Here is a 22,368-nt window from a genome sequence, read left to right on the forward strand (position 1 = left end):
CGCGATTTTCTAAAATATTGATTTGGGGTTGATCCTCTTATGTCCATCCAGTTCATCGATCTGAAAGCGCAATACCAGCATCTGAAAGCCGACATCGACGCCCGCATCCACGCGGTGCTGGATCACGGCCAGTACATCATGGGGCCGGAAGTGAAGGAGGTGGAGGAGCAACTGGCGGCCTATACCGGCGCCAAGCACGCCATCGGCGTCTGCGACGGCACCAAGGCGCTGCTGATCGCGATGATGGCCTTGGGCATCGGCCCCGGCGACGAGGTGATCACCACCCCGTTCACCTTTATCGCCACCGGCGAGATGATCGCGCTGTTGGGCGCCAAGCCGGTGTTCGTCGACATCGACCCCGTCAGCTACAACCTGGACCCGAACCTGCTGGAAGCGGCGATCACGCCGCGCACCCGCGCCATCATGCCGGTCAGCCTGTACGGCCAGGCGGCCGACTTCGCCGCCATCAACGCCATCGCCGACAAGCACGGCATCGCGGTGATCGAGGACGGCGCGCAAAGCTTCGGCGCCAGCCAGCACGGCAACAAGTCCGGCAACCTGTCCACCATCGGCTGCACCAGCTTCTTCCCGAGCAAGCCCTTGGGCTGCTACGGCGACGGCGGCGCGGTGTTCACCAGCGACGACGCGCTGGCCAAGAAGATCCGCGAGATCCGCGTGCACGGCCAGGACCGCCGCTACCATCATCCGGTCATCGGCCTGAACGGCCGCCTGGACACCATCCAGGCCGCGGTGCTGCTGGCCAAGCTGCCCAGCTTCGCCGACGAAGTCGCCGCGCGCGAGCGCATCGGCGCCCGCTACAGCGAGTTGCTGAAGGATGTGGCCCGGGTGCCGGTGATCGGCGCCGGCAACACCCATGTCTACGCGCAATACACCATCGAGGTGGACGAGCGCGAAGCGGTGCAGGCCAAGCTCAAGGAGCTGGGCGTGCCGACCGCCGTCCACTATCCGATCCCGTTGCACTTGCAGCCGGCCTTCGCCCATCTGGGCCAGGGCGAGGGCAGCTTCCCGCTGTCCGAGGCCGCCGGCAAGCGAGTGATGAGCTTGCCGATGCATCCCTTCCTGACGGAAGAGGCGCAGGAGACCATCGTCGCCGCGGTGAAGAAGGCGCTGGGCTGAGCGGATGGTGTCATTGTCGTCGCTGCGCGTGCCTAAAAGCGGTTTCATCCGCCACATCATCACCCTGGTGACCGGGGCGGCGGTGGCCCAGGTGGTGCCGCTCTTGGCTTCGCCGCTGATCACCCGCCTGTACGACCCGCACGAGGTCGGCATCCAGGCGGTGTACGTGTCGTGGATGTCGACGCTGGCGGTGCTGGCCACCGCCCGCTACGAGATGGCCATCGTGCTGCCGGCCGAGGAAAGCCGCGCCGACAACCTGATGGGCCTGTCGCTGCTGTGCGCCAGCGCGCTGGCCTTGTTGATCGGCCTGGTGGTGTTGATGGGAGGCCATTCGCACATCGCCGCCCACCTGGGCGCGCCGGAGCTGGAGTCCTGGCTGGTGCTGTTGCCGCTGTCTGTGTGGCTGGCGGGCCTGATGCAGGCCTGGACCAACTGGAACAACCGCCACCGCCGCTACCAGGCCAACGCCAACGGCCGCATGACCCAGTCTTTCGGCATGGCCGGCACCCAGGTGCTGGCCGGCTGGCTGGGCGCCGGCGCCGGCGGCCTGATCCTGGGCCAGCTGGCCGGCCAGATAGGCTCGCTGCTGGCGCAGAGCTGGCAGGACCTGAAGGCCCGCTTCGGCTGGCGGCGCGGCGTCAGCCGCCAGGGCATGCGCGAGGCGGCGCTCGCCTATATCGAATTTCCCAAGATCAACGCGCCGCACGCCTTGAGCACGGCGCTGCTGGACTCCGCCACGCTGGCGGTGCTGACCGTGTTGGCCAGTACCTCGGCTGTCGGTTTCTACGGCTTGATGATGCGGGTGTTGAAGCTGCCGGCGGCCTTGATCGGCCAGGCGGTGGCCCAGGTGGCCTACCGCGAGCTGGCCGAGGCGCGCAATCTGGGCAAGCCGCTGCGCCCCATCCTGCGCAAGATGATGCTGACGCTGTTCGGCATGTCGCTGTTTCCCTTCCTGGTGATCCAGATTTTCGGCGAGCCGCTGTTCACGCTGGTGTTCGGCCGCAACTGGGCCGAGGCCGGCCGCTACGCCGAGGCGATGTCGCTGTACATCCTGTTCCATTTCGTAGCCTCGCCGCTGGGCATGGTGCCGCCGGTGATCAATCGCCAGCGCTTCGCGTTTTTCCTGTCCCTGGTGCAGGCCGTGCTGTTCCTGGGCTCGTTGTGGCTGGGCTTCCATCTCTGGCAGGATGCGGTAGCCACGTTCCAACTGGTGTCGGTCGTGATGGCCGGCTATTTCCTTGCTTACTTTACCTGGCTTTATAAGGCGGCACGATGAACTGGAATGGATTGCTCAGCCGTATCCGCTTTCGGCTATCGGCATGGGTGCGGCCGCGCATGGTATACGGCTTCCAGCGCGGCGACGGCGTATTCCTGAAGCGCACCCGCGTCTCCAACATGACGCGCATCGAACACATAGACAAACTGATGGTCGAGGACAATGTCTATATCGGCCATTTCAATCTGCTTGACTCCTCCGGAGGCCTGTATATCGGCGAGGGCTGCCAGGTCACCAACTACGTGTCGGTGCTGACCCACTCCAGCCATGTGGCGATCCGGCTGTACGGCCGCGAGTACCTGACGCGCGACAACCATGTCGGCTACCTGAAGAAGCCCACCCGGCTGGGGCCGTACAGCTTCATCGGCCCGCACTCGGTGCTGATGCCGGGCGTCGAGCTGGGCAAGGGCAGCATCGTGTCGGCCTATAGCTTCGTGCCGGCCGGCGAGTATCCGGATTTCGCCATCCTGGCCGGCAATCCGGCGCGGGTGGTCGGCGACACCCGCGACGGCGACGCCGAATGGCTGGCGCAGAGCCCGGAGCTGCACCGCCTGTACGAGGCCTGGGCCAATGACTGACAAGATCGCCCGCCTGCTGGTGGCGGGTTCCGCCTCCATTCATACCTGGCGTTTCCTCTCCGGCATCGCCCCGCATGTGGATGAGCTGTACCTGGCCTGCAACGGCGACGTGCCGGCGGAGCGCCGTCCGGCCAACCTGAAGGGCGAGCTGCGCGTCGACTTCAGCCTGAAGGCCTGGTCCACCGCCGGCCGGCTGAAGGCCTGGATCGCCGAGCTGCAGCCCGATGTGGTCCATGTCCACCAGGCCAACAGCGTGGCCTGGCACGCCCGCCGCGCGCTGGCCGGTTCCGGCATTCCGATGCTGCTGACCGCCTGGGGCTCGGACGTGCTGCTGCTGCCGGACCAGAACCCGCTGCTGCGGGCGATGGTGCGCGGCAATCTCAAGGCCGCAGCCGCGATCACGTCCGATTCCTTGTACATGGCGGCGAAGATCCGCGAGCTGGCCGGCGATTGCCGGATCAGCCTGCTGAGCTACGGCATCGACGCGCTGCCGCCGCAGCCGGCGATCGACGTCAAGAAAAAGCAAGTGTTGTCGTGCCGGCTGCACAAGCCGCTGTACCGCATCGACGCCATCCTCAAGGGCTGGGCCGAGGTGGAGAACAGCGGCTGCTGCGCCGACTGGAACCTGGTGGTCGCCGCCAGCGGCGGCGAGACTGAGAATTTGAAACGGCTGGCGGCGGCGCTCGGCCTCAAGCGCGTCGAATTCGCCGGCTTCGTCGACAGCGCCGCGCTGGGCAAGCTGTACGCCGAGTCGCGCGTCTTCGTCAGCGTGCCGCGCTCGGACGCCACCAGCGTCAGCCTGATGGAGGCGATGGGCCATGGTTGCCTGCCGCTGCTGTCCAATCTGCCGGCCAATGGCGAATGGGTGATAGACGGCCTCAACGGCATGATCGCCGAGGATGTCGAGCGCCTGGGACCTGAGCTGTGCCGCGCGATGATCAAGGCCGAGGATGACGCGTCGCTGGGCGCCGCCGCCGAGATCAACCGCGGTCTGGTGGCGGCCAAGGCGCTGCACCAGGCCAATATGGCCGGGTTCGCCGACTTGATCCGCGAACTGGCCGCCAACAAGGTTTGAACCTGATGAAAATAGCCCACCTGACCTCCGCCCATCCGCGCCACGACATCCGCATCTTTGTCAAAGAGTGCAGCTCGCTGGCGGCGGCCGGCCATGAGGTGACGCTGATCGTCGCCGACGGCCAGGGCGAGGAAATCCGCAACGGCGTCCGCATCCACGATGTCGGCCCCAAGACCGGCGGCCGCCTGTCGCGGATGACCGGCACCGTCAAGCGCGTCTACCAGGCCGCGCTGAAGCTGCGGCCGGACGTGGTCCATTTCCACGACCCGGAGCTGATTCCCGCCGGCGTGCGACTGAAGCAGGCCGGCATCAAGGTGGTGTACGACGTGCACGAGGACGTGCCGCGCCAGATCCTGGCCAAGCACTGGATACCCGGCGCGGTGCGCCCGCTGGTGTCCGGCGGCTTCGAGACGCTGGAGGACTGGGCCGCGCGCCGCTTCGACGCCATCGTCACCTCCACCCCGCACATCCGCAAGCGCTTCGAGAAGCTGGGCGCCAACGCGCTGGACGTGTGCAATTTCCCGATTCTGGAAGAGCTGGTGCGCGACACGCCGTGGGAAAGCCGCCGCAACGAGGTGTGCTACATCGGCGGCATCAGCCGCATCCGCGGCATCGAGCCCATTGTCGCCGCGCTGCCGGGCACCTCCACCCGGCTGAACCTGGCCGGGCCGTGGAGCGAGAGCGACCTCCGCGCCAAGGTGACGGCCGAGCCGGGCTGGGCGCGCGTCAACGACCTGGGCGTGCTGGACCGCAAGGGCGTGGCCGAGGTATTGGCCAGAAGCAAGATCGGCCTGGTGACGCTGTTCCCCACGCCCAATTACGTCGACGCGCTGCCGATCAAACTGTTTGAATACATGGCCGCCGGCATGCCGGTGATCGCCAGCGATTTCCCGGTGTGGCGCGAGATCGTCGACGACGCCGGCTGCGGCGTGCTGGTCGATCCGCAGGACGCGGCCGCCATCTCCGCCGCCATCAACGAGCTGTTGGGCGACGAAGCGCGCATGCGCGCGCTCGGCGAGTCCGGCAAGCGGGCGGTGCTCAATAAATACAGCTGGGCGGCAGAGGCCGACAAGCTGATCAAGCTGTACGCGACGCTGTAAATCATGAAAATTCTCTACATCAACCACTACGCCGGCAGCCCGCGCCACGGCATGGAATTCCGCCCCTATTACCTGGCGCGCGAATGGGTGCAGGCCGGGCATGAAGTGAACATGCTGGCGGCCGACGCGTCGCACCTGCGCCAGACCCATCCCCAGGTCGACGGCAAGTACCGGGACGAGGACATCGACGGCATCCGCTACACCTGGTGCAAGACCCGTCCTTACCAAGGCAACGGCATCGGCCGGGTGCTGAACATCTTCAGCTTCCTGGCCAAGGTGATGGGCTTGTCCGGCCGTTATCTGAAACAGTGGAAGCCGGACGTGGTGATCGCCTCGTCCACCTATCCGCTGGACACCATCCCGGCGGCCTGGATAGCCGGCAAGACCGGCGCGCGGCTGGTGTACGAAGTGCATGATTTGTGGCCGCTGACGCCGGTGGAGGTGGGCGGCATGTCGCCGAAACATCCGTTCATCCGCCTGCTGCAGTGGGCCGAGGATTTCGGCTACCGGCGCGCCGACACCGTGGTGTCGATGCTGCCCTGCGCCAGGGACTACATGATGGCGCACGGCATGGCGCTGGAAAAATACGCGGTGATCCCCAACGGCGTGGACGTGGGCGAGTGGCAGGGCGAGGCCTTGCCGCTGTCAGCCGAACACCGGATGCGGCTGGCGGAATTGAAGGCCCATGGGCGCTTCATCGTCGGCTACGCCGGCGGCCACGGCCTGGCCAACGCGCTGGATTATCTGCTGGAAGCCGCCGCCTTGATGCGCGACGCGCCGGTGACTTTCGTGCTGGTTGGCGACGGCCCGGACAAGCAGGCGCTGGTGGCGCGCGCCGCCGAACTGAAGCTGGACAACGCGCTGTTCCTGCCGTCCATCGCCAAGCGCAGCGTGCCCGCCTTCCTGGCCGAGTGCGACGCGCTGTACATCGGCTGGCGCAAGCTGCCGATCTACCGCTTCGGCATCAACCCGAACAAGCTGTTCGACTACATGATGGCGGGCAAGCCGGTGATCCACTCGGTGGAGGCCGGCAACGATATGGTGAAGGACGCCGGCGCGGGCTTGAGCATAGGCGTGGAAGACCCGGCCGTCATCGCCGACGCGGTCAAGCGCATGGCGGTGCTGCCGCTGGCCGAGCGCGATGCGATGGGCGCGGCCGGCAAGGCCTATGTGCTGGCCAACCACGACTACGCGGTGCTGGCGCGGCGCTTCCTGGCCGCCGTTAAACTGCAAGGTTAGGGAGTAGGCCCGCTTGCGGGCGCTCCCCGTCGAATGTGCCTGGAAACGGGCAACCGTGATGTAAGCGATAGAAGAAAGAGAACAAGATGATGGAGAAAATCTGGATGGCGGCCGCGGCCGCTTGTTTGAGCCTCGCCGCCGTGCCGGCACAGTCCGCCGGCTTCAACTGCGCTTACGCCAAGCTGAAGGTGGAAAAAATGATTTGCGCCGACGCCGAGCTGTCGGCCCTGGATTCGGAATTGGCCAAGCGCTTCGCCGCGATTCAGGATGAGACCAAAGGCATCGACGGTGATACCGGCAAACGGCTGGATCCCTATGGCAAGGAGCAGGTGCGCTGGCTGAAGGAAGTGCGCAACAAGTGCGAGGATGCCTTGTGCGTGCGCGACGCCTACAAGAAGCGGCTGAAGTACTTCGGCAAGCTGGAAAAGGATCTGGGCTTGTGACCGCGGAGCGCGTCTGGCAGCTCAGGCGGATGGCTAGGCGCGTGACGCTTTGACCGGTTTTGTGCCGCAGCCGGCGTTGCTGGCGGCGAATGAGTGAGTGGCATGTTGACGGCTGGCGAGAAGCTGGCCGGACCCGATAGCGAAAGATACAGAAATGAGCGAACAAAAATTCCTGCCGTTCGCCTTGCCGGATATCGGCGAGGAAGAGATCAACGAAGTGGTCGATGCATTGCGTTCCGGCTGGGTGACGACCGGGCCAAAGACCAAGCAGTTCGAGGCTGACTTCGCGGCCTTCCTGGGCGACGGCGTGGAGGCCATCGCGGTCAATTCCGCCACCGCCGGCCTGCACCTGGCGCTGGAGGCGATCGGCATCCGCGAGGGCGACGAGGTGATCGTGCCGTCCTACACTTTCACCGCCACCGCCGAAGTGGTGCGCTATCTGGGCGCGCACCCGGTGTGCGTGGACGTGGACGCCGCCACCTTCAATATCCGTCCGGATGCGATTCGCGCCGCGATCACGCCTAAGACTAAGGCCATCATCCCGGTCCACTTCGCCGGCCTCGCTTGCGACATGGACGAAATCATCGCCATCGCCCGCGAGCGCGGTCTGAAGATCGTCGAGGACGCCGCCCACGCGATGCCCACCTATTACAATGGCAAGCTGATCGGCACGCTGGATTCCGACGTGACGGTATTCAGCTTCTACGCCAACAAGACCATGACCACCGGCGAAGGCGGCATGGTGGTGTCCAAGCACAAGGACATCATCGCCCGCTGCAAGGTGATGCGCCTGCACGGCATCAGCCGCGACGCCTTCGACCGCTACGTGTCCAAGACCCCGGCCTGGTTCTACGAAGTGGTGGCCCCGGGCTACAAGTACAATATGCCGGACACCGCCGCGGCGATGGGCATCCATCAGTTGAAGAAAATCCGCGGCTTCTACGAAAAACGCGAAGTGATGGCCCTGCGCTTTGACCGCGAGCTGGCCGGCCTGCCGCTGATCCTGCCGGCGCGCGCCAAGGACGAGGGCAGCAACCACGCCTGGCACCTGTACCCGGTGCGGATCAAGCCGGAGGCCGGCGTGTCGCGCGACGATTTCATCGCCAAGATGGCGGAGAAGGGCATCGGCTGCTCGGTGCACTTCATCCCGCTGCACCGTCAGCCGGTATGGCGCGACGGCTACCAGCTGACGCGCGAGCAATTCCCGGTGGCCGACGCCGCTTTCGAAGCCGAGGTGACGCTGCCGCTGTACACCCGGATGACGGACGACGACCAGACCCGCGTCATCGCCGCGGTGCGCGAGATTCTGGGCGCATGAGCGAGCGGTTGGAAAAAAAGGGCGGCGAATTGCTGCCGCCCTGCTGCAGGCCGCGCCGCCACGGCTCGCGGCTGGTAAAGCGCTTGTTCGACATCGCCGCTTCCGGCGCGGGCCTCATCGTACTGGCGTTGCCGCTCGCGGCGGTGGCGCTGTGGGTGAAGCTGGATTCGCCGGGGCCGGTGTTTTTCCGCCAGGCGCGGGTGGGACGGAACGGCACGCTGTTCCGCATCCATAAATTCCGCACCATGCAGGTGGATACCGAGCGCCAGGGCCAACTGACCGTCGGCGCCGATTCGCGCGTCACCGGCGCCGGCCGCTTGCTGCGCAAGACCAAGCTGGACGAGTTGCCGCAGCTGATCGACGTGCTGTTCGGCGACATGAGCCTGGTCGGCCCGCGGCCGGAGGTGCCGAAGTACGTGGCGCACTATCCGGACGAGGCGAAGGACATCGTGCTGTCGGTGCGCCCGGGCATCACCGACTGGGCGTCGATCCGGATGATAGACGAGAACGAAATCCTGGGCCGCGCCGCCGATCCGGAGCGCGCCTATATCGACGAGGTGCTGCCGGAGAAGCTGGGTTATTACGTCCGCTACGCCGAGACCCATAATTTGTGGGAAGACATCCGCATCATCGTCGCCACCCTGATGAAGATCGTTAGCCGATGACCTTATCCATCCGCGCCGCCGACGCCGCCGACGCCGCCGACGCCGGCGCGCTGGCGGCCATTTATCTGGCCTGCCGCCGCGAGATGCCTTACGCGCCGTTGGCGCATGACGACGCGGCGGTGCGCGCCTGGTTCGCCGGCGCGCTGCTGCCGGCGGGCGGCGTCTGGCTGGCGGAGCGGGGCGGCGAGATTGCCGGCTTCGCCGCTTGCTCGGAACAAGATGGCCTGCTGTGGCTGGATCAGCTGTATGTCAGCGCCGGCCATCGGAATGCCGGCATTGGCCGAGCGCTGCTGGAGCGGGTGGTATTGTGGCAGACGCGGGCCTGCCGGCTGCACGTGTTTCAAGCCAACGCCGGCGCGCGGCGCTTTTACGAGGCGCATGGTTTCAAATTACTGAGCCTGGGCGACGGCCAGGATAACGAGGAACGCTGTCCGGACGCGCTGTATCAATGGCGGCCGGATACGAAAGAATGACCATGTTTGAAAAGCTGTTAGCCTTCTCCCGCCACAACAAAATGGCGATGCTGGCGCTGATGGACGCGCTGCTGCTGCCGCTGGCGCTGTGGAGCGCGGTGTTCCTGCGCCTGGGCGGCTATTGGGACCCCAAGCTCAATCCGCACCTGTGGATCTTCATCGTGCCGCCGCTGTGGGCCATCCCCATCTTCATCAAGCTGGGCCTGTACCGCGCGGTGCTGAAGTATCTGGATGACAAGATCATATTCACCGTGTTCAGCGGCGTGACACTGTCGGTGCTGGTGTTGCAGGCGGTGATCCAGATGGCCCACGTCTGGGCGATGCCGCGCGCGTCGGTGGTCATCTTCTGGGTGTTCGCGATGGCCTATATCGGCGGCAGCCGCTTCCTGCTGCGGGGCCTGGTGCGGCGCATCGATGCCACCGAGGCGCCGCGCGATCCGGTGATCATCTACGGCGCAGGCCAGGCGGGCCTGCAACTGATGCTGGCCTTGCAGGCCGGCCGCGAGTACCGGCCGATGGCCTTCGTCGACGACAATCCCGATCTGCACCGCCGCACCTACCGCGGCGTGGCGGTCCACGCGCCGGAGGAGCTGCCGGCGCTGATCAAGGACACCCAGGCCAAGTGCATCCTGCTGGCGATGCCGTCGGTGGGCCGCGGCCGCCAGCGCGAGGTGCTGGAATCGCTTGAGAAACTGCGGGTGCCGATCAAGCGCCTGCCCGGCATGGCCGACCTGGTGTCCGGCGAAGCGCGGGTGGAAGAGCTGAAGGAAGTCGATATCGAAGACCTGCTGGGCCGCGAGCCGGTGCCGCCCAAGGCCGAATTGCTGGCGCGCAATATCCGCGACAAGGTGGTGATGGTCACCGGCGCCGGCGGCTCCATCGGCTCCGAGCTGGCGCGGCAGATCGTCAAGAACCGTCCGGCGCGCATCGTGCTGTTCGAATTGTCCGAGTTCGCGCTGTACAGCATAGACCAGGAGCTGGCGCAGATCGCGCCGCGGATTCCGCGCACGCCGCTGCTGGGCTCGGTCACCGACTACGCGCGGCTGACCCAGGCGATGCGCGCGTTCCAGGTGGAAACGGTGTACCACGCGGCCGCTTACAAGCACGTGCCGATGGTGGAGCACAACCCGGTGGCCGGCATCGTCAACAACGCCTTCGGCACCGACACCACCGCCCGCGCGGCGGAGGACTGCGGCGTCGACACCTTCGTGCTGATTTCCACCGACAAGGCCGTGCGTCCGACCAATGTGATGGGCGCCACCAAGCGCCTGGCCGAGCTGACGCTGCAAACCCGCCACGCGCGCGGCAGCCGCACCCGCTTCGTGATGGTGCGCTTCGGCAATGTGCTGGGCAGCTCCGGCTCCGTCGTGCCGCTGTTCCGCCGCCAGATCAAGGCCGGCGGCCCGATCACGCTGACCCACGCCGACATCACGCGTTACTTCATGACCATACCGGAAGCGGCGCAGCTGGTGATCCAGGCCGGCGCGATGGGCGACGGCGGCGACGTGTTCGTGCTGGACATGGGCGAGCCGGTGAAGATCATCGAACTGGCGCGGCGCATGGTGCATTTGTCTGGACTGGAAGTGAAGGACGAGAACCAGCCGGGCGGCGACATCGAAATCCGCGTCACCGGCCTGCGTCCGGGAGAAAAGCTGTACGAGGAGCTGCTGATCGGCGACAACGTGCTGGCCACCGACCACGCCCGCATCATGCGCGCCCAGGAGTACCATTTGTCCGAAGAGGAAATGGCGTCGCTGCTGGCCCGCCTGTCGGATGCCTGCCGAAGGCTGGACGCGCCGGCGGCGTTCGCGCTGATGCGGGAGGCGGTGCACGAGTTCCAGGCCGCAGAGGCCACCCAGGACTGGGTGACGCTGCAGGGCTGATTCCGCGCCTTTCCGCTTTTATCGACGGCTGCAAGCTACCACTTGCAGCCGTTGTCTTTATCCAGCGCGTCTTTCAATAGCATCGGCGCGGCCAACAGGCCCAGGCCGGCGTAGGCATTCTTGCAATCGGCGCGCTCCGCCCGGTCTATGCCGCGCGCGAGACGGGCTTTCTCCGGGTTTTCGGGCAGCGGCTTGGCGTTCGGGTTCTCCGGCGCCAGGCGGCGCATCTGCTGGCGCAGCCCCTCGATGGTGACGCGCGCCTCGCCGCTTCCCGCGCTGGCTCCGCGGCGGTCCGGCCGGGACGGTCGGGATGCGTGGCCGGCCGCCCGCGGATGGGAAGGGGCGGCGATGCGGGGAGAGGGGCGTCCGGCAGCAGCCGCGCGCGCATGGATTGGCGCGGCGGGCGCTTCGGCCGCCAGGGTGATGGGCAGTATCTTGATCCGCAGCGGCGGTTGATCGATCGAAGCGGGAGAACTCTGCCCGGTTTGCAGCCACAGCAGCGCCAGCAGGTGCAACAGGCCGCTGGCGCCGACCGCCAGCGCGCGGCCGGTCCAGGGCCGCTGGTGAGGGAGAAGGATAAGAGAGCGCATGCTTGCAATGTGCACCGATGAGAAGCCTGCGTCAAAGGCGGAAGTGTTGGCATTTTGTGCGCGGCGCGCAAGGACGGTCCACGCCGCGCCGGTGTAACATCGGGCATCCCGAATCTGGACGAGCGCCGATGGAAACCCGCTGGCTGGAAGACTTCCTGGTTTTGGCCGATACCGGCAGCTTCACCCGCTCGGCCGAGCTGCGCCATCTGACGCAGCCGGCGTTCTCGCGCCGCATCCGCGCGTTGGAGAGCTGGCTGGGAGCGGACCTGATAGACCGCACCACCTATCCCACCAAGCTCACCGCCGCCGGCAAGCTGCTGCGCGAGCAGGCGGTGCCGCTGTTGGCCCAGCTCAACACCACCCGCACCATGCTGCGCGGCTTGCAGCCCTTGCCGCAGGGCACGCTGGAATTCGCGGTGCCGCATACGCTGTCGTTCTCGTATTTTCCCAAGTGGCTGACCGAGGTAGAGGCCGGCTTCGGCCGGCTGTCCTGCCGGCTGCAGGCCAGCAACGTCCACGACGCGGTGCTGGCATTCGTCGAAGGCGGCAGCGACCTGCTGATGTGCTACCACCATCCCAAGCAGCCGGTGGAGCTGCACGACGCGCGTTACGGCGGCCTGCGGCTGGGCGTGGAGCGGCTGCGGCCGTACGCAGCGGCAGATGGCGGCGCGGCGCGCTACGCGCTGCCCGGTTCAGCCGACGCGCCGCTGCCTTTCCTCGGTTACGCCAGCAATGCTTATTTCCGGTTGATGAGCGACTTGTTGCTGGTCGGCGGCCCGGAGCCGGCGCATCTGTCGTTGCGCTACGAGACCGATATGGCCGAAGGGCTGAAGCAGATGGCGCTGGCCGGGCACGGCCTGGCCTTCCTGCCGGAGAGCTCGGTGGCGGCGGAGTGCGAGGCCGGCCGGCTGGCGGGGGCCGGAAGCGACGAATGGAGCGTGGAGATGGAGGTCAGGCTGTACTGCGACCACCGCCGCGGCCGCGCGGCGTTGGAGGACTTGTGGGACTACCTGGCCGAGCGTTACCCGGAAGTCTAAGAACCTGTTTACGATCTTTTGCCTGGGCTCCCAGGCTTGGCTTGCAAGAAATCGCGTATTCGATGTGCCCCCAATCCCTTCAAGCCTGCCGCCGGGTGGCAGGCCCGAGGTTTTAAGCGGCTGTCTGTTTGAGCCCCGCGACGTTAGCGCGGGACGAGTTCAGCCGCGCCTCGGGCCTGACGGGTTCCGGCGGGGAGCCGCAGGCCAGGCTTGCAGGGTGGCTTTTAGGGGGGAGGGGATATTTGGCCAAACAAATATCCCCTCCCTGTCCGCCGGGCAGCCCCGGCTATGAAAATCATCATCCGCGCAGCGGATTCAACACGATTAAGATCGTAAACAGGATCTAAGGCAAAGCCGCGCCAGACAAGACCGGTCCAAGGTTATGCATTTCCTGCATGACCCCATCGCCATTCGGAATTGGCCAAGCCTCCGGGGCAGGCATACAGTGCGGGGCATTCCAGGCCGCGCATGACGGCCGCCTTGAGGAGACCCTCCAGATGTCCACCCGTATCGAACACGACCTGCTCGGCAACCGCGACGTGCCGGCCGACGCCTACTGGGGCGTGCACACGCTGCGCGCCATCGAGAACTTCCCGATCACCGGCCAGACCATCGCCGGCTACGGCGACCTGATCCGCGCGCTGGCCTGCATCAAGCAAGCCGCCGCCCAGGCCAACCGCGACCTCGGCATCCTCGACCCTAAACTGGCCCAGGCCATCGTCGACGCCTGCGAGGAGATCCGCGCCGGCAAGCTGCACGACCAGTTCGTCGTCGACGTGATCCAGGGCGGCGCCGGCACCTCCACCAATATGAACGCCAACGAGGTGATCGCCAACCGCGCGCTGGAGCTACTGGGCCATGCCAAGGGCGAGTACCAGCACCTGCACCCGAACGAGCACGTCAATCTGTGCCAGAGCACGAACGACGTCTACCCCACCGCGCTGCGCCTGGCCGCCTTCTGGGGCGTGCTGAAGCTGGTGTCGCGGATGGAAACGCTGCGCAAGGCTTTCGCGGACAAGGCGGAGGAGTTCAAGGACATCCTGAAGATGGGCCGCACCCAGCTGCAGGACGCGGTGCCGATGACCTTGGGCCAGGAATTCCAGACTTACGCCGTGATGCTGGGCGAGGACGAGCAGCGGCTGAAGGAAGCCAGCGCCCTGATGCTGGAAATCAATCTCGGCGCCACCGCGATCGGCACCGGCATCACCGCCCATCCGGACTACGCCCGGCTGGTGTGCCTGCACCTGTCCGAGCTGATCGGCAGCCAGCTGATCACCGCGCCCAACCTGATCGAAGCCACCCAGGACTGCGGAGCCTTCGTCCAGCTGTCCGGCGTGATCAAACGCGCCGCGGTCAAGCTGTCCAAGACCTGCAACGACCTGCGCCTGCTGTCGTCCGGCCCGCGCGCCGGCTTCGGCGAGATCAATCTGCCGGCGCGCCAGGCCGGCTCGTCCATCATGCCGGGCAAGGTCAATCCGGTGATCCCGGAAGTGGTGAGCCAGGTGGCCTACGAAGTGATCGGCAACGACATCACCATCACCATGGCCGCCGAGGCCGGCCAGTTGCAGCTGAACGCCTTCGAGCCGGTTATCGCCTACAGCCTGTTCCGCAGCGCCGGCCACCTGGCCAACGCCTGCGACACGCTGACCGAGCACTGCGTCAAAGGCATCACCGCCAACCGCGAGCGTCTGCGCCTGAGCGTGGAAAGCTCGATCGGCCTGGTGACCGCGCTGAACCCGGTGATCGGCTACGAGGCCGCCACCCGCGTCGCCGCCGAGGCGCACGCCAATGGCAGCAGCGTGGCCGAGGTGGTGCTGGCCCATGGACTGCTCACCCGCGAGCAGCTGGACGACATCCTGCAGCCGGACATGTTGACCCGGCCGCGCTGGGTGACGCTGTAAACCGTTTTCCCATCCTTTGTTCGACTCGTGCTTGCCGGCGCCGCGTGCGCCGGTTTTTTTATACGCGTCACAAGCGGCTGGCGGCGGCGTTCCGATGGGGGTATAACGGTTATTGTGCACCGCACAAAATGGAGCGCGCGATGAATCATCCCGCCTGGTGGTGGAGTATCGAGTTTCCTGCCCGGACCTGGTTCTGCCTGCTGGACGACTGGCGCTGCCAGCAGCGTTTCTGGCGTTCAGGCCTGTTCCACGGCGCCCGCGTCTGCCTCAGCCCGGCGCCGCTGCAGGACAAGCTGGCGCGCCTGGCCAGGAGAAGCTGCGCCGACGGCATCGCGTTGTGCTACGACAGCTGTCCGTCGAGGTTCGAGCTGCTCGAGCAGGCCTGCCGGCACTGGCCGCGGCGGGGAGGCGAGCGCGAGCCGTGGCGGGATTGCCTGCAGCGCAGCCAGCGCGCGGTGCAGCAAGGCTTGTTGCGATTGGGACGGGAGTGGTCGCGGCTGTAGCATTCTCTGTTTCCTGATCTCCTGCCCCGGGCTTGGCCTGAACGATGCATCATCGACATTCCATTCGCTGCCGCATGAGCCCGGACTTCAGGCTTGGTCTGGTTTTGAATGGCTTGGATCTGTTGTTTTAGCGCTGCGTTTTAGCCATTTTTTATGTCATTGTAATTTATTGGCTTGTGCATTAATCTAACCGACTAATCAGAACAGTCGGGCAGATTCAGCCACTGCGCGGCGCATTACAATCTAGATGGCTGGCTAATCCAAGGAATGTCATGCGTTCAATCCTATCAATCGCCATTCTGCTTGCCGCTGGCAGCGCGCAAGCGGACTGGACTCCCAGAATCATTTCGGATCAGTTCGTGACTACGCTCAATTACGGCGGCGGCGCGCTCAGCTACCGGGAGGATGCCAGCAAGGGCGGCCCGGTCTGGCAGGCGGTATCGGAACTGATGAAGACGCCGAATATCCTGCAACAGGGACTGAATGGGCGGGTGGCGCAGCTGGTGTCGCAGAACGGCGCCACTTTTCTGAGCGGGACGGTCAGCGGCAACGCGCAGGTGACGATACGCCCGGATGCCAGCGGCGTGGCCTACATCAGCCTGTCCGGACTCAACTACCAAGTGCGCAACCGGTACTCCGGCCGCAAGCTCGGGGTCATCAACTACAGCTGCACCAATACCCTGACGCTGAGCAATATGGTCCTCACCGCTCAGTACGGCACCGCCGACGGCAGCATGGCCGCAGGCAAGGCAGGCATGACCGCGACGACGTCCTCCTCCACCGATTGCGATTCGAACCTGAGCTGGATTCTGCCGGTGGTCGGCGATGTATTGATCAACAAGGCTGAAGGCAAGATCGACAGCGCGATCCAGAGCGGCGTGCAGGCCAGCCTGGCGCAGGTCAAGGATGCGCTGCTGTACAAGCCCGGCCAGAACCTGCTGAGCGGGCTGAACAGGCTGGTTCCCGCCGACAAGGTGGTTTCCCTGCCGGATGGGAGGACTTTCCCGGTCGGGCGCTATGTGCAGGACAACTTCCGCTACTTGCTGGGCAATAGCCAGATCACCCTGCGCCTGGGCAATTATCTGCAGGTGCTGCCGGTCAATCAGGATCCAGGCATGTATTCCAACGCGGCAAGCGAGCTCTTGAGTCTGAGCCTGTCGTCCCCCGCTTTCGCCTTGGGGCTGAAGGTCAACGAAGAGCAGGCGCTGAGCTGGAGCTGGAATTCGCAGTGCGATCCTCGCCATCCTGAAACGGTGTGCCAGGAGCCCTGATCCGGCGTCGCGGCAGCCGCGCTCTCCATGCCATAATCGCTTTTTTTACCCGGATGCGACGATGGCGACCCAATTTCTCCTCAGCGAGCAGCAGCTGCAACAGCTGGCGCCGCAATTGCAGCAATACCTGTCCGACCAGCTGGGGCTGGAGGTCGGCAGTTTCGACGCCCGCTTCCTGCTGGACTTCCTGGCTGACAAGATGGGACGGGACATCTACAACAAGGCCTTGCAGGATGCGCAGACCGCGCTGGCGGCGCGGATGGAAACCCTGCAAGCGGCGATCTGGGAACTGGAACGTTAGCCCGGGGCTGCCCGCGGCGGCGGCATTGAGGTTACAATCGCTTATCCCTTTCCTTTTCTTGCGGTGCCGATGCTCTACTTGCGCTTGATGATAAGAGGCTTCCTGCTGGCGGTTCTGCTGGTGGTGCTGGGCTTCGCCTATGTCGCGTGGAGCATCGTCGACTACGGCAGCGGTGAAGACGTGCCGTCTGCCGACGCCGCGCTGGTGTTGGGCGCCGCCGCCTGGGGCAGCAAGCCTTCGCCGGTGTTCCGCGAGCGCATCAACCACGCGGTCAAGCTGTACCAGAGCGGCAAGGTGCGCTGGATCGTGTTCACCGGCGGCACGCCGGAGCCGGGCTATCCGGCCGAAGCGGACGTCGGGCGCGAGTTCGCCGCCCGGCAGGGCGTGCCGATGACGGCGATGCTGGTGGAGAACCAGTCGCGCACCACCTGGCAGAACCTGTCCAACGCCCGGGATCTGGGCAGCCAGTTCGGCATCCGCTCCTATCTTTTAGTCAGCGATCCGCTGCATATGCGGCGCGCGGTGCTGATGGCCGGCGACTTGGGCCTGCGCGCCTCTCCGGCGCCCACCCAGTCCAGCCGTTTCCGCACGCTGGCCAGCTGGTCGCGTTTTCTCGCGCGCGAGACTTGGCTTTACGTCGGCTACCGGGTATTCCGGCAGCTGTCATGAACTCTGTGGATAAAAACGATTTCCGCCTGATCTTGTGAATAAGTCGGGCGGGCAAGAAAAAAGCCGGCGATCGCCGGCTTTTTCACAGCTGGAGCAAGCTTCAGGCGGCGTGCCACAGATCGATCAGCTCGCTGGCTTCCAGCGACTTCACTTCGGCGCGGCCCTGCAACCAGGCCACCAGATCACCGCGCAGCGCTTCGTCGATCTGCACGCCGCTGATCGGGAAGGCCACGCCTTCCAGGCGGTTCTTGCCGTCGAAATGGCCGCCGAAGCTGATGCCGGCTTCGTCGAAGCGGGTCAGCCAGCCGTCCAGCAGCGCGTCGGCATCCGCGCCATCGTGCAGTTCGGCCACCAGGTGGAAACCCAGCTCGCGGAACTCGCCTACGCGCATTTTCTTGCGCTGGCGGGCGTTCAACCGTTTCAGTCTTTGAGCGGAGTTGGGGTTGCGCAGGAATGCCATGATAGATCCTTGTTCGGAAAATGCGCTGAATGATAGCAGGTTTGCCGGATGGAGACGCTTCAGCCGCCTAGGCGACGGCATTTGTCCGACGATTAATTGTAATAAATTGACATTGTATTGATTTATGTCGTGTGGCTAATATCAAGATTGTATTCAGAAATTAACCACAAAAAGACGACAAAGTGATGAAAGAGATCAAAAAGACAGTCCTGGCTTCCGTGATCCTGAGCGCAATGGTGACCGCGTGCGGCGGCGGCGGGAGCTCGTCCGCCGACAGCGGATCGGGCGGCGCGCCTTCGGTCGCTTTTTATCAGCGCAGCGCCAGCGGAGTCGAGGTCGGCACGCTGGATTGCGCGGGCGGCAGCTGCAAGTTGCCGGCCAGCGCCGGCGGGGCGGCATCGGGCTCGGTCTACCGTTACAGCAACACCACCGGCCGCGACCAGACGCTGCAAGTCGCCGGTCCGGTGACCTCGGCCTGGCAGGCCGAGCTGGTCCGCGTCAGCGGCGGCGATACCTCCACCCAGTTCAAGCTTTCCGGCAGCGGCCTGCGCGGCGCCGACCGTGAAGTGGCGGACCGCCTGGAGGCCGAGAGCCAGTCGGTGCTGAACGCGGTGGCGAAGAACAGCCGCAACGGCGCGCTGCAACGGCTGCAATTGCAGCATTCGGCCAAATTGAGCGGCGCGCAGGCCGCGCTGCAGCAGCAAGCCTACGCGCTGGGCGACGCGCGCACCTGGCATGACATGGACGGCGACAGCCCCACCACGCTGAAAGCGGTGCGCGATCTGCCCAACGGCGGCGGCAAGGTCTATGTCTGGGGCCAGGGCGGCCTGGACGTGAGCGTCGACAACACCCAGGCCGACGCGCTGGCGGAGCGTTTCGCCAACAGCGTCTATCCGCTGGAAGCCAGCGTGGTCAGCGAGCCCTGGGGCAACGACATCCACCCGAGCTGGCGCAGCCTGGCCCTGCCCGGCGACACCAAGGACGTGCACCTGGTGCTGAGCCGGCTCAACGACCCAGCCAAGACCAGCGGCGGCCGCCTGCTCGGCTATGTGCGCTGGACCAACGCGCTGCTGGCTTCCGCCGCGGCCAGCATGTGCCAGGGCGACGCCGACTGCGCCGACGTGATCGGCAAGAGCAACCAGGCGCTGGTGACCTTCATCGATCTGGACACTTTCGCCAAGGCCGACAGCCCGGGCAACTGGTCGATGAAGGACAACGGCCCGAGCCTGGCGCTGTCGACGATGGCGCACGAGTACCTGCACGTGCTGTACGCTTACAACAAGATCCTGCGCCAGAAGCCGGGCTCGGCGCCGACCACGGTGTGGGAGAACGAGCTGGCGGCCCAGACCATGGGCTACCTGGTGTCGGCCGATACCTACACCGGCGGCCGCGGCCGCGACGCAAACTCGCATCCGGACCTGCGTCCGCGCGGCGATTTCGAGCAGTTCCTGGCCAAGCCGGCGTGCAATCTGAAGGGTTGGAGCGTCGCCGCCGACGATTACACTTGCTATCCGAAGGCGCTGGCGCTGGGCATGCAGATGCTGCACCAGTTCGGCCCCGGCGTGATGAAGCCGTGGGTGACCGGCCCCAGCAAGGGAGAGAGCGCTTTGAACGACGGATTGCGCGCGGTGGGCGGCGGCGATTACAGCAGCCTGCTGCAGCGGCTGACCACCACGCTGGGGCTGGGCGCCTATAGCCAGGACGTGGCGGGCTTCGGCTTCCCGGCCAAGACCATCACCCTGCCGGCCAACCAGTATTTCCCGGCCGGCAAGACGCTGGCGCTGCCGGCGGTGCGCTTCCAGGCATCCGACGTGGGTTGGCGCAACGACAGCAGCAAGGAAACCTGGCGCCAGGCCTTGTCGGTATCGCGCGGCGCGGCCCGGATCACCGTGCCGGCGAATAGCCATCTGTTGCTGGTGAAGCCGTGACGCGGCGCGCGCTGTGGCTGCTGGCCCTGCTGCCCTCGCTGCTGGCGATGGGCGGCCAGCCCTGGGAGCGCGGTGTGCTGGTGGAAGTGGGCGCCTATCCGCTGGTGAAGCTGGGGATAGAGCGCAGCGACGGCGCGGTGCTGGCGATACGACCAGCGGAGCCGGGCAAGGGGCTGGACCAGGCGGCGCTGAAACAGCTGCGCCGCCAGCTGGGCCATTCCATCCGCTACCGGGCGGCCGGCTACGCCGAAAGCCCGGTGTACGGCAGGGAGGTGATTTTGCAAGGCGCTGAAGCCGAGCGCTGAGCGCGGCTGTTCAGCGGAACGCCCATCCGGCATCATGCTGGATGGGCGTTCATTTTTTCAGGAGTCCGCATGCGCGTATTGAGCCCGCAGAGTTTTCTGGACATGCCGTGGGCCAATGGCGGCGGCCGCACCCGCGAGCTGTTCCGGCTGCCGCATCCGCAGCGGCGCGACGCGTTCGCCGTGCGGATGTCCATCGCCGAAGTGGCGGAGGGCGGGCCGTTTTCGCATTTCGCCGGGGTGGACCGCCAACTGGGCCTGCTGGAGGGGGAGGGCATGGAGCTGAGCCTGGCCGATGGCCGCCGGCTGACGCTGGACGCGCCGGGCCAGGTGGTGGCTTTCACCGGCGAGATCGGCATCCAGTGCCGGCTGCTGGGCGGAGCCTTGCGCGATTGCAATCTGATGCTGGCGCGCGACTGGGGGCGCGGCGATCTGGAGCGGCTGTCGCCGGCGGATGGGGACGCGGTGCGGCTGGCGGCCGCCGACCTGGTCTTGCTGTATCTGCAGCGCGGCGCGTGGAACTGCGGCGGAGAGGCGCTGCCGGATGGCGGCCTGCTGCTGTTGGAGAACGAGGCCGTCGCCCTCAGCGCAAGCGGCGGAGCCGTCGGCTGGCTGGCCATCGTCCATCGCTTGCCGGCGTGACGCCGCGCGGGCATGAAAAAAAGCCGGGCAAGCCCGGCTTTTGCTTGGCGGCGGGCGTTACAGCCCCAGCTCGCTCCACAAGGCGTCGACGCGCGCCTTGACCGCGTCGTCCATCACGATGGGCGTCCCCCATTCGCGGTTGGTCTCGCCCGGCATCTTGTTGGTGGCGTCCAGGCCCATCTTGCCGCCCAGGCCGGAGATCGGGCTGGCGAAGTCCAGATAGTCGATCGGCGTGTGGTCGATCAGCGTGGTGTCGCGCACCGGGTCCATCCGGGTGGTGATCGCCCAGATCACTTCCTTCCAGTCCCGAGTATTCACGTCGTCGTCCACCACCACGATGAACTTGGTGTACATGAACTGGCGCAAGAAGCTCCAGCAACCCATCATCACCCGCTTGGCGTGGCCGGGGTACTGCTTCTTGATGCTGACGATGGCCATCCGGTAGCTGCAGCCTTCCGGCGGCAGGTAGAAATCGACGATCTCCGGAAACTGCTTCTGCAGGATGGGCACGAACACCTCGTTCAGCGCCACGCCCAGGATGGCCGGCTCGTCCGGCGGCTTGCCGGTGTAGGTGCTGTGGTAGATCGGATTCTTGCGCATCGTGATCCGGTCTATGGTCAGCACCGGGAAGCTGTCCTGCTCGTTGTAGTAGCCGGTGTGGTCGCCGTAGGGGCCTTCCATCGCCATGTCGTCGGGGTGGATGTGGCCTTCCAGCACGATCTCGGCGCGGGCCGGCACCTGCAGGTCCGAGCCGATGCACCGGACCAGTTCGGTGCGGCTGCCGCGCAACAGGCCGGCGAACTGGTATTCGGACAGCGTGTCCGGCACCGGGGTCACCGCGCCCAGTATCGTCGCCGGGTCGCAGCCCAGCACCACCGCCACCGGATAGGGTTTATCCGGGTTTTGCTGGCGGAACTCGCGGTAATCCAGCGCGCCGCCGCGGTGGGCCAGCCAGCGCATGATCACGCGGTTCTTGCCTATCACCTGCTGGCGATAGATGCCGAGGTTCTGCCGCTTCTTGTTGGGGCCGCGGGTGACGGTCAGGCCCCAGGTGATCAGCGGCGCGGCGTCGCCGGGCCAGCAGTGCTGGATCGGCAGCTTGCCGAGGTCCACCGCCTCTCCTTCCCAGACGATGTCCTGGCACGGCGCCTTCTTCACTTCCTTGGGCGCCATCGACAGCACCTGCTTCAACAGCGGCAGCTTGTCCCAGGCGTCCTTCAACCCCTTGGGCGGCTCCGGCTCCTTCAGATAGGCCAGCGTCTTGCCTATCTCCCTGAGCTGCATCACGTCTTCCGCGCCCATGCCCATCGCCACGCGCTCGGGCGTGCCGAACAGGTTGGCCAGCACCGGGAAGTCGTAGCGGCGGCCGTCATGGACCGGTTGTTCGAACAGCAGCGCGGGGCCGCCGGCCTTCAGCACCCGGTCGCCGATTTCGGTCATTTCCAGGTGGGGCGATACCGGCGTCTTAATGCGCTTCAGCAGCTGTTTTTGTTCAAGTTGGGCGATGAATTCCCGTAGATCGGCATATTTCATGACTTTTTCATGATCTGACGCAAAGTGTGAGAGGAAGGGCTTGG

At 65.8% G+C, this 22,368-nt stretch carries 23 protein-coding genes; 20 read left to right on the top strand and 3 right to left on the bottom strand.

Annotated features, from left to right (window positions below; all coding sequences use genetic code 11):
- Window positions 1-39: 39 nt before the first annotated feature.
- The 11 genes from VL52_RS13160 (at window position 40) to VL52_RS13210 (ending at window position 11,187) form a co-directional block, all read left to right on the top strand.
- On the top strand, window positions 40-1,137 hold the full coding sequence (locus VL52_RS13160) for a DegT/DnrJ/EryC1/StrS family aminotransferase (RefSeq protein WP_046157432.1): 1,098 nt from the start codon (window positions 40-42) through the stop codon (window positions 1,135-1,137).
- A gap of 4 nt (window positions 1,138-1,141) precedes the next feature.
- Complete coding sequence (locus VL52_RS13165; protein WP_046157433.1) at window positions 1,142-2,413, top strand: lipopolysaccharide biosynthesis protein; 1,272 nt, start codon at window positions 1,142-1,144, stop codon at window positions 2,411-2,413.
- Window positions 2,410-2,991: an acyltransferase gene (locus tag VL52_RS13170; protein ID WP_046157434.1), complete on the top strand. Its 582-nt coding sequence runs from the start codon at window positions 2,410-2,412 to the stop codon at window positions 2,989-2,991. The genes VL52_RS13165 and VL52_RS13170 overlap by 4 nt, the downstream gene beginning before the upstream one ends.
- Entirely contained in the window at window positions 2,984-4,066 is a 1,083-nt protein-coding gene (locus VL52_RS13175; RefSeq protein WP_046157435.1) for a glycosyltransferase, read from the top strand. The genes VL52_RS13170 and VL52_RS13175 overlap by 8 nt, the downstream gene beginning before the upstream one ends.
- 5 nt (window positions 4,067-4,071) lie before the next feature.
- Window positions 4,072-5,166 carry a glycosyltransferase family 4 protein gene (locus VL52_RS13180; RefSeq protein WP_046157461.1) on the top strand — a complete coding sequence of 365 codons (1,095 nt, stop codon included), beginning with the start codon at window positions 4,072-4,074 and terminating at the stop codon, window positions 5,164-5,166.
- A gap of 3 nt (window positions 5,167-5,169) precedes the next feature.
- A complete protein-coding gene (locus VL52_RS13185; RefSeq protein WP_046157436.1) occupies window positions 5,170-6,405 on the top strand; it encodes a glycosyltransferase family 4 protein in 1,236 nt (411 codons plus the stop codon).
- A gap of 86 nt (window positions 6,406-6,491) precedes the next feature.
- Complete coding sequence (locus VL52_RS13190; protein ID WP_046157437.1) at window positions 6,492-6,848, top strand: lysozyme inhibitor LprI family protein; 357 nt, start codon at window positions 6,492-6,494, stop codon at window positions 6,846-6,848.
- 154 nt (window positions 6,849-7,002) lie between these two features.
- A complete protein-coding gene (locus VL52_RS13195) occupies window positions 7,003-8,166 on the top strand; it encodes a DegT/DnrJ/EryC1/StrS family aminotransferase (protein ID WP_046157438.1) in 1,164 nt (387 codons plus the stop codon).
- A complete protein-coding gene (locus VL52_RS13200; RefSeq protein WP_046157439.1) occupies window positions 8,163-8,831 on the top strand; it encodes a sugar transferase in 669 nt (222 codons plus the stop codon). Before VL52_RS13195 ends, VL52_RS13200 begins: the two co-directional genes overlap by 4 nt.
- Window positions 8,828-9,304 carry a GNAT family N-acetyltransferase gene (locus tag VL52_RS13205; RefSeq protein ID WP_046157440.1) on the top strand — a complete coding sequence of 159 codons (477 nt, stop codon included), beginning with the start codon at window positions 8,828-8,830 and terminating at the stop codon, window positions 9,302-9,304. Before VL52_RS13200 ends, VL52_RS13205 begins: the two co-directional genes overlap by 4 nt.
- 2 nt (window positions 9,305-9,306) lie before the next feature.
- On the top strand, window positions 9,307-11,187 hold the full coding sequence (locus VL52_RS13210) for a polysaccharide biosynthesis protein (RefSeq protein WP_046157462.1): 1,881 nt from the start codon (window positions 9,307-9,309) through the stop codon (window positions 11,185-11,187).
- A gap of 35 nt (window positions 11,188-11,222) precedes the next feature.
- Here VL52_RS13210 and VL52_RS13215 read toward each other — a convergent pair whose 3' ends face one another.
- Window positions 11,223-11,777, bottom strand: coding sequence for a hypothetical protein (locus VL52_RS13215; protein ID WP_046157441.1), 555 nt, complete (start codon window positions 11,775-11,777; stop codon window positions 11,223-11,225).
- A 128-nt stretch (window positions 11,778-11,905) separates the two neighbouring features.
- On the opposite strand from VL52_RS13215, the gene VL52_RS13220 reads away from it, so the two are divergent.
- The 6 genes from VL52_RS13220 to VL52_RS13245 all read left to right on the top strand — a co-directional run bounded on the left by VL52_RS13220 (window position 11,906) and on the right by VL52_RS13245 (window position 17,459).
- Complete coding sequence (locus VL52_RS13220; RefSeq protein WP_046157442.1) at window positions 11,906-12,814, top strand: LysR substrate-binding domain-containing protein; 909 nt, start codon at window positions 11,906-11,908, stop codon at window positions 12,812-12,814.
- Window positions 12,815-13,311: 497 nt separating this feature from the next.
- Window positions 13,312-14,715 (top strand): aspartate ammonia-lyase, encoded by a 1,404-nt coding sequence (gene aspA, locus VL52_RS13225; RefSeq protein ID WP_046157443.1) that lies wholly within the window; start codon window positions 13,312-13,314, stop codon window positions 14,713-14,715.
- 140 nt (window positions 14,716-14,855) lie between these two features.
- Complete coding sequence (locus tag VL52_RS13230) at window positions 14,856-15,218, top strand: hypothetical protein (protein WP_046157444.1); 363 nt, start codon at window positions 14,856-14,858, stop codon at window positions 15,216-15,218.
- Between the two features lie 359 nt (window positions 15,219-15,577).
- Window positions 15,578-16,489: a hypothetical protein gene (locus tag VL52_RS13235; protein WP_200896015.1), complete on the top strand. Its 912-nt coding sequence runs from the start codon at window positions 15,578-15,580 to the stop codon at window positions 16,487-16,489.
- Window positions 16,490-16,550: 61 nt separating this feature from the next.
- On the top strand, window positions 16,551-16,790 hold the full coding sequence (locus VL52_RS13240; RefSeq protein WP_021477392.1) for a DUF2164 family protein: 240 nt from the start codon (window positions 16,551-16,553) through the stop codon (window positions 16,788-16,790).
- A 69-nt stretch (window positions 16,791-16,859) separates the two neighbouring features.
- Window positions 16,860-17,459: a YdcF family protein gene (locus VL52_RS13245; protein ID WP_046157446.1), complete on the top strand. Its 600-nt coding sequence runs from the start codon at window positions 16,860-16,862 to the stop codon at window positions 17,457-17,459.
- A gap of 100 nt (window positions 17,460-17,559) precedes the next feature.
- On the opposite strand, the gene VL52_RS13250 is transcribed toward VL52_RS13245, so the two are convergent.
- A complete protein-coding gene (locus VL52_RS13250; RefSeq protein ID WP_046157447.1) occupies window positions 17,560-17,919 on the bottom strand; it encodes a YggL family protein in 360 nt (119 codons plus the stop codon).
- A gap of 185 nt (window positions 17,920-18,104) precedes the next feature.
- On the opposite strand from VL52_RS13250, the gene VL52_RS13255 reads away from it, so the two are divergent.
- The 3 genes from VL52_RS13255 (at window position 18,105) to VL52_RS13265 (ending at window position 20,791) form a co-directional block, all read left to right on the top strand.
- On the top strand, window positions 18,105-19,847 hold the full coding sequence (locus VL52_RS13255) for a M30 family zinc metallopeptidase (protein WP_046157448.1): 1,743 nt from the start codon (window positions 18,105-18,107) through the stop codon (window positions 19,845-19,847).
- Window positions 19,844-20,152 carry a hypothetical protein gene (locus tag VL52_RS13260; protein WP_046157449.1) on the top strand — a complete coding sequence of 103 codons (309 nt, stop codon included), beginning with the start codon at window positions 19,844-19,846 and terminating at the stop codon, window positions 20,150-20,152. Before VL52_RS13255 ends, VL52_RS13260 begins: the two co-directional genes overlap by 4 nt.
- A 69-nt stretch (window positions 20,153-20,221) precedes the next feature.
- Entirely contained in the window at window positions 20,222-20,791 is a 570-nt protein-coding gene (locus VL52_RS13265) for a HutD/Ves family protein (protein WP_052729285.1), read from the top strand.
- A gap of 57 nt (window positions 20,792-20,848) precedes the next feature.
- Here the strand turns inward: VL52_RS13265 and ubiD are convergent, their stop codons facing one another.
- A complete protein-coding gene (ubiD, locus tag VL52_RS13270; protein ID WP_046157450.1) occupies window positions 20,849-22,324 on the bottom strand; it encodes a 4-hydroxy-3-polyprenylbenzoate decarboxylase in 1,476 nt (491 codons plus the stop codon).
- Window positions 22,325-22,368 lie beyond the last annotated feature (44 nt).

Source organism: Chromobacterium vaccinii (genome assembly GCF_000971335.1).
Taxonomy (GTDB): domain Bacteria; phylum Pseudomonadota; class Gammaproteobacteria; order Burkholderiales; family Chromobacteriaceae; genus Chromobacterium; species Chromobacterium vaccinii.

Excerpts from the sequence above, each read along its gene's own strand:
- VL52_RS13160 (WP_046157432.1), top strand. The coding sequence starts at position 40 with ATGTCCATCCAGTTCATCGATCTGAAAGCGCAATACCAGCATCTGAAA.
- VL52_RS13165 (WP_046157433.1), top strand. The coding sequence starts at position 1,142 with ATGGTGTCATTGTCGTCGCTGCGCGTGCCTAAAAGCGGTTTCATCCGC.
- VL52_RS13170 (WP_046157434.1), top strand. The coding sequence starts at position 2,410 with ATGAACTGGAATGGATTGCTCAGCCGTATCCGCTTTCGGCTATCGGCA.
- VL52_RS13175 (WP_046157435.1), top strand. The coding sequence starts at position 2,984 with ATGACTGACAAGATCGCCCGCCTGCTGGTGGCGGGTTCCGCCTCCATT.
- VL52_RS13180 (WP_046157461.1), top strand. The coding sequence starts at position 4,072 with ATGAAAATAGCCCACCTGACCTCCGCCCATCCGCGCCACGACATCCGC.
- VL52_RS13185 (WP_046157436.1), top strand. The coding sequence starts at position 5,170 with ATGAAAATTCTCTACATCAACCACTACGCCGGCAGCCCGCGCCACGGC.
- VL52_RS13190 (WP_046157437.1), top strand. The coding sequence starts at position 6,492 with ATGATGGAGAAAATCTGGATGGCGGCCGCGGCCGCTTGTTTGAGCCTC.
- VL52_RS13195 (WP_046157438.1), top strand. The coding sequence starts at position 7,003 with ATGAGCGAACAAAAATTCCTGCCGTTCGCCTTGCCGGATATCGGCGAG.
- VL52_RS13200 (WP_046157439.1), top strand. The coding sequence starts at position 8,163 with ATGAGCGAGCGGTTGGAAAAAAAGGGCGGCGAATTGCTGCCGCCCTGC.
- VL52_RS13205 (WP_046157440.1), top strand. The coding sequence starts at position 8,828 with ATGACCTTATCCATCCGCGCCGCCGACGCCGCCGACGCCGCCGACGCC.
- VL52_RS13210 (WP_046157462.1), top strand. The coding sequence starts at position 9,307 with ATGTTTGAAAAGCTGTTAGCCTTCTCCCGCCACAACAAAATGGCGATG.
- VL52_RS13215 (WP_046157441.1), bottom strand. The coding sequence starts at position 11,777 with ATGCGCTCTCTTATCCTTCTCCCTCACCAGCGGCCCTGGACCGGCCGC.
- VL52_RS13220 (WP_046157442.1), top strand. The coding sequence starts at position 11,906 with ATGGAAACCCGCTGGCTGGAAGACTTCCTGGTTTTGGCCGATACCGGC.
- aspA (WP_046157443.1), top strand. The coding sequence starts at position 13,312 with ATGTCCACCCGTATCGAACACGACCTGCTCGGCAACCGCGACGTGCCG.
- VL52_RS13230 (WP_046157444.1), top strand. The coding sequence starts at position 14,856 with ATGAATCATCCCGCCTGGTGGTGGAGTATCGAGTTTCCTGCCCGGACC.
- VL52_RS13240 (WP_021477392.1), top strand. The coding sequence starts at position 16,551 with ATGGCGACCCAATTTCTCCTCAGCGAGCAGCAGCTGCAACAGCTGGCG.
- VL52_RS13245 (WP_046157446.1), top strand. The coding sequence starts at position 16,860 with ATGCTCTACTTGCGCTTGATGATAAGAGGCTTCCTGCTGGCGGTTCTG.
- VL52_RS13250 (WP_046157447.1), bottom strand. The coding sequence starts at position 17,919 with ATGGCATTCCTGCGCAACCCCAACTCCGCTCAAAGACTGAAACGGTTG.
- VL52_RS13255 (WP_046157448.1), top strand. The coding sequence starts at position 18,105 with ATGAAAGAGATCAAAAAGACAGTCCTGGCTTCCGTGATCCTGAGCGCA.
- VL52_RS13265 (WP_052729285.1), top strand. The coding sequence starts at position 20,222 with ATGCGCGTATTGAGCCCGCAGAGTTTTCTGGACATGCCGTGGGCCAAT.
- ubiD (WP_046157450.1), bottom strand. The coding sequence starts at position 22,324 with ATGAAATATGCCGATCTACGGGAATTCATCGCCCAACTTGAACAAAAA.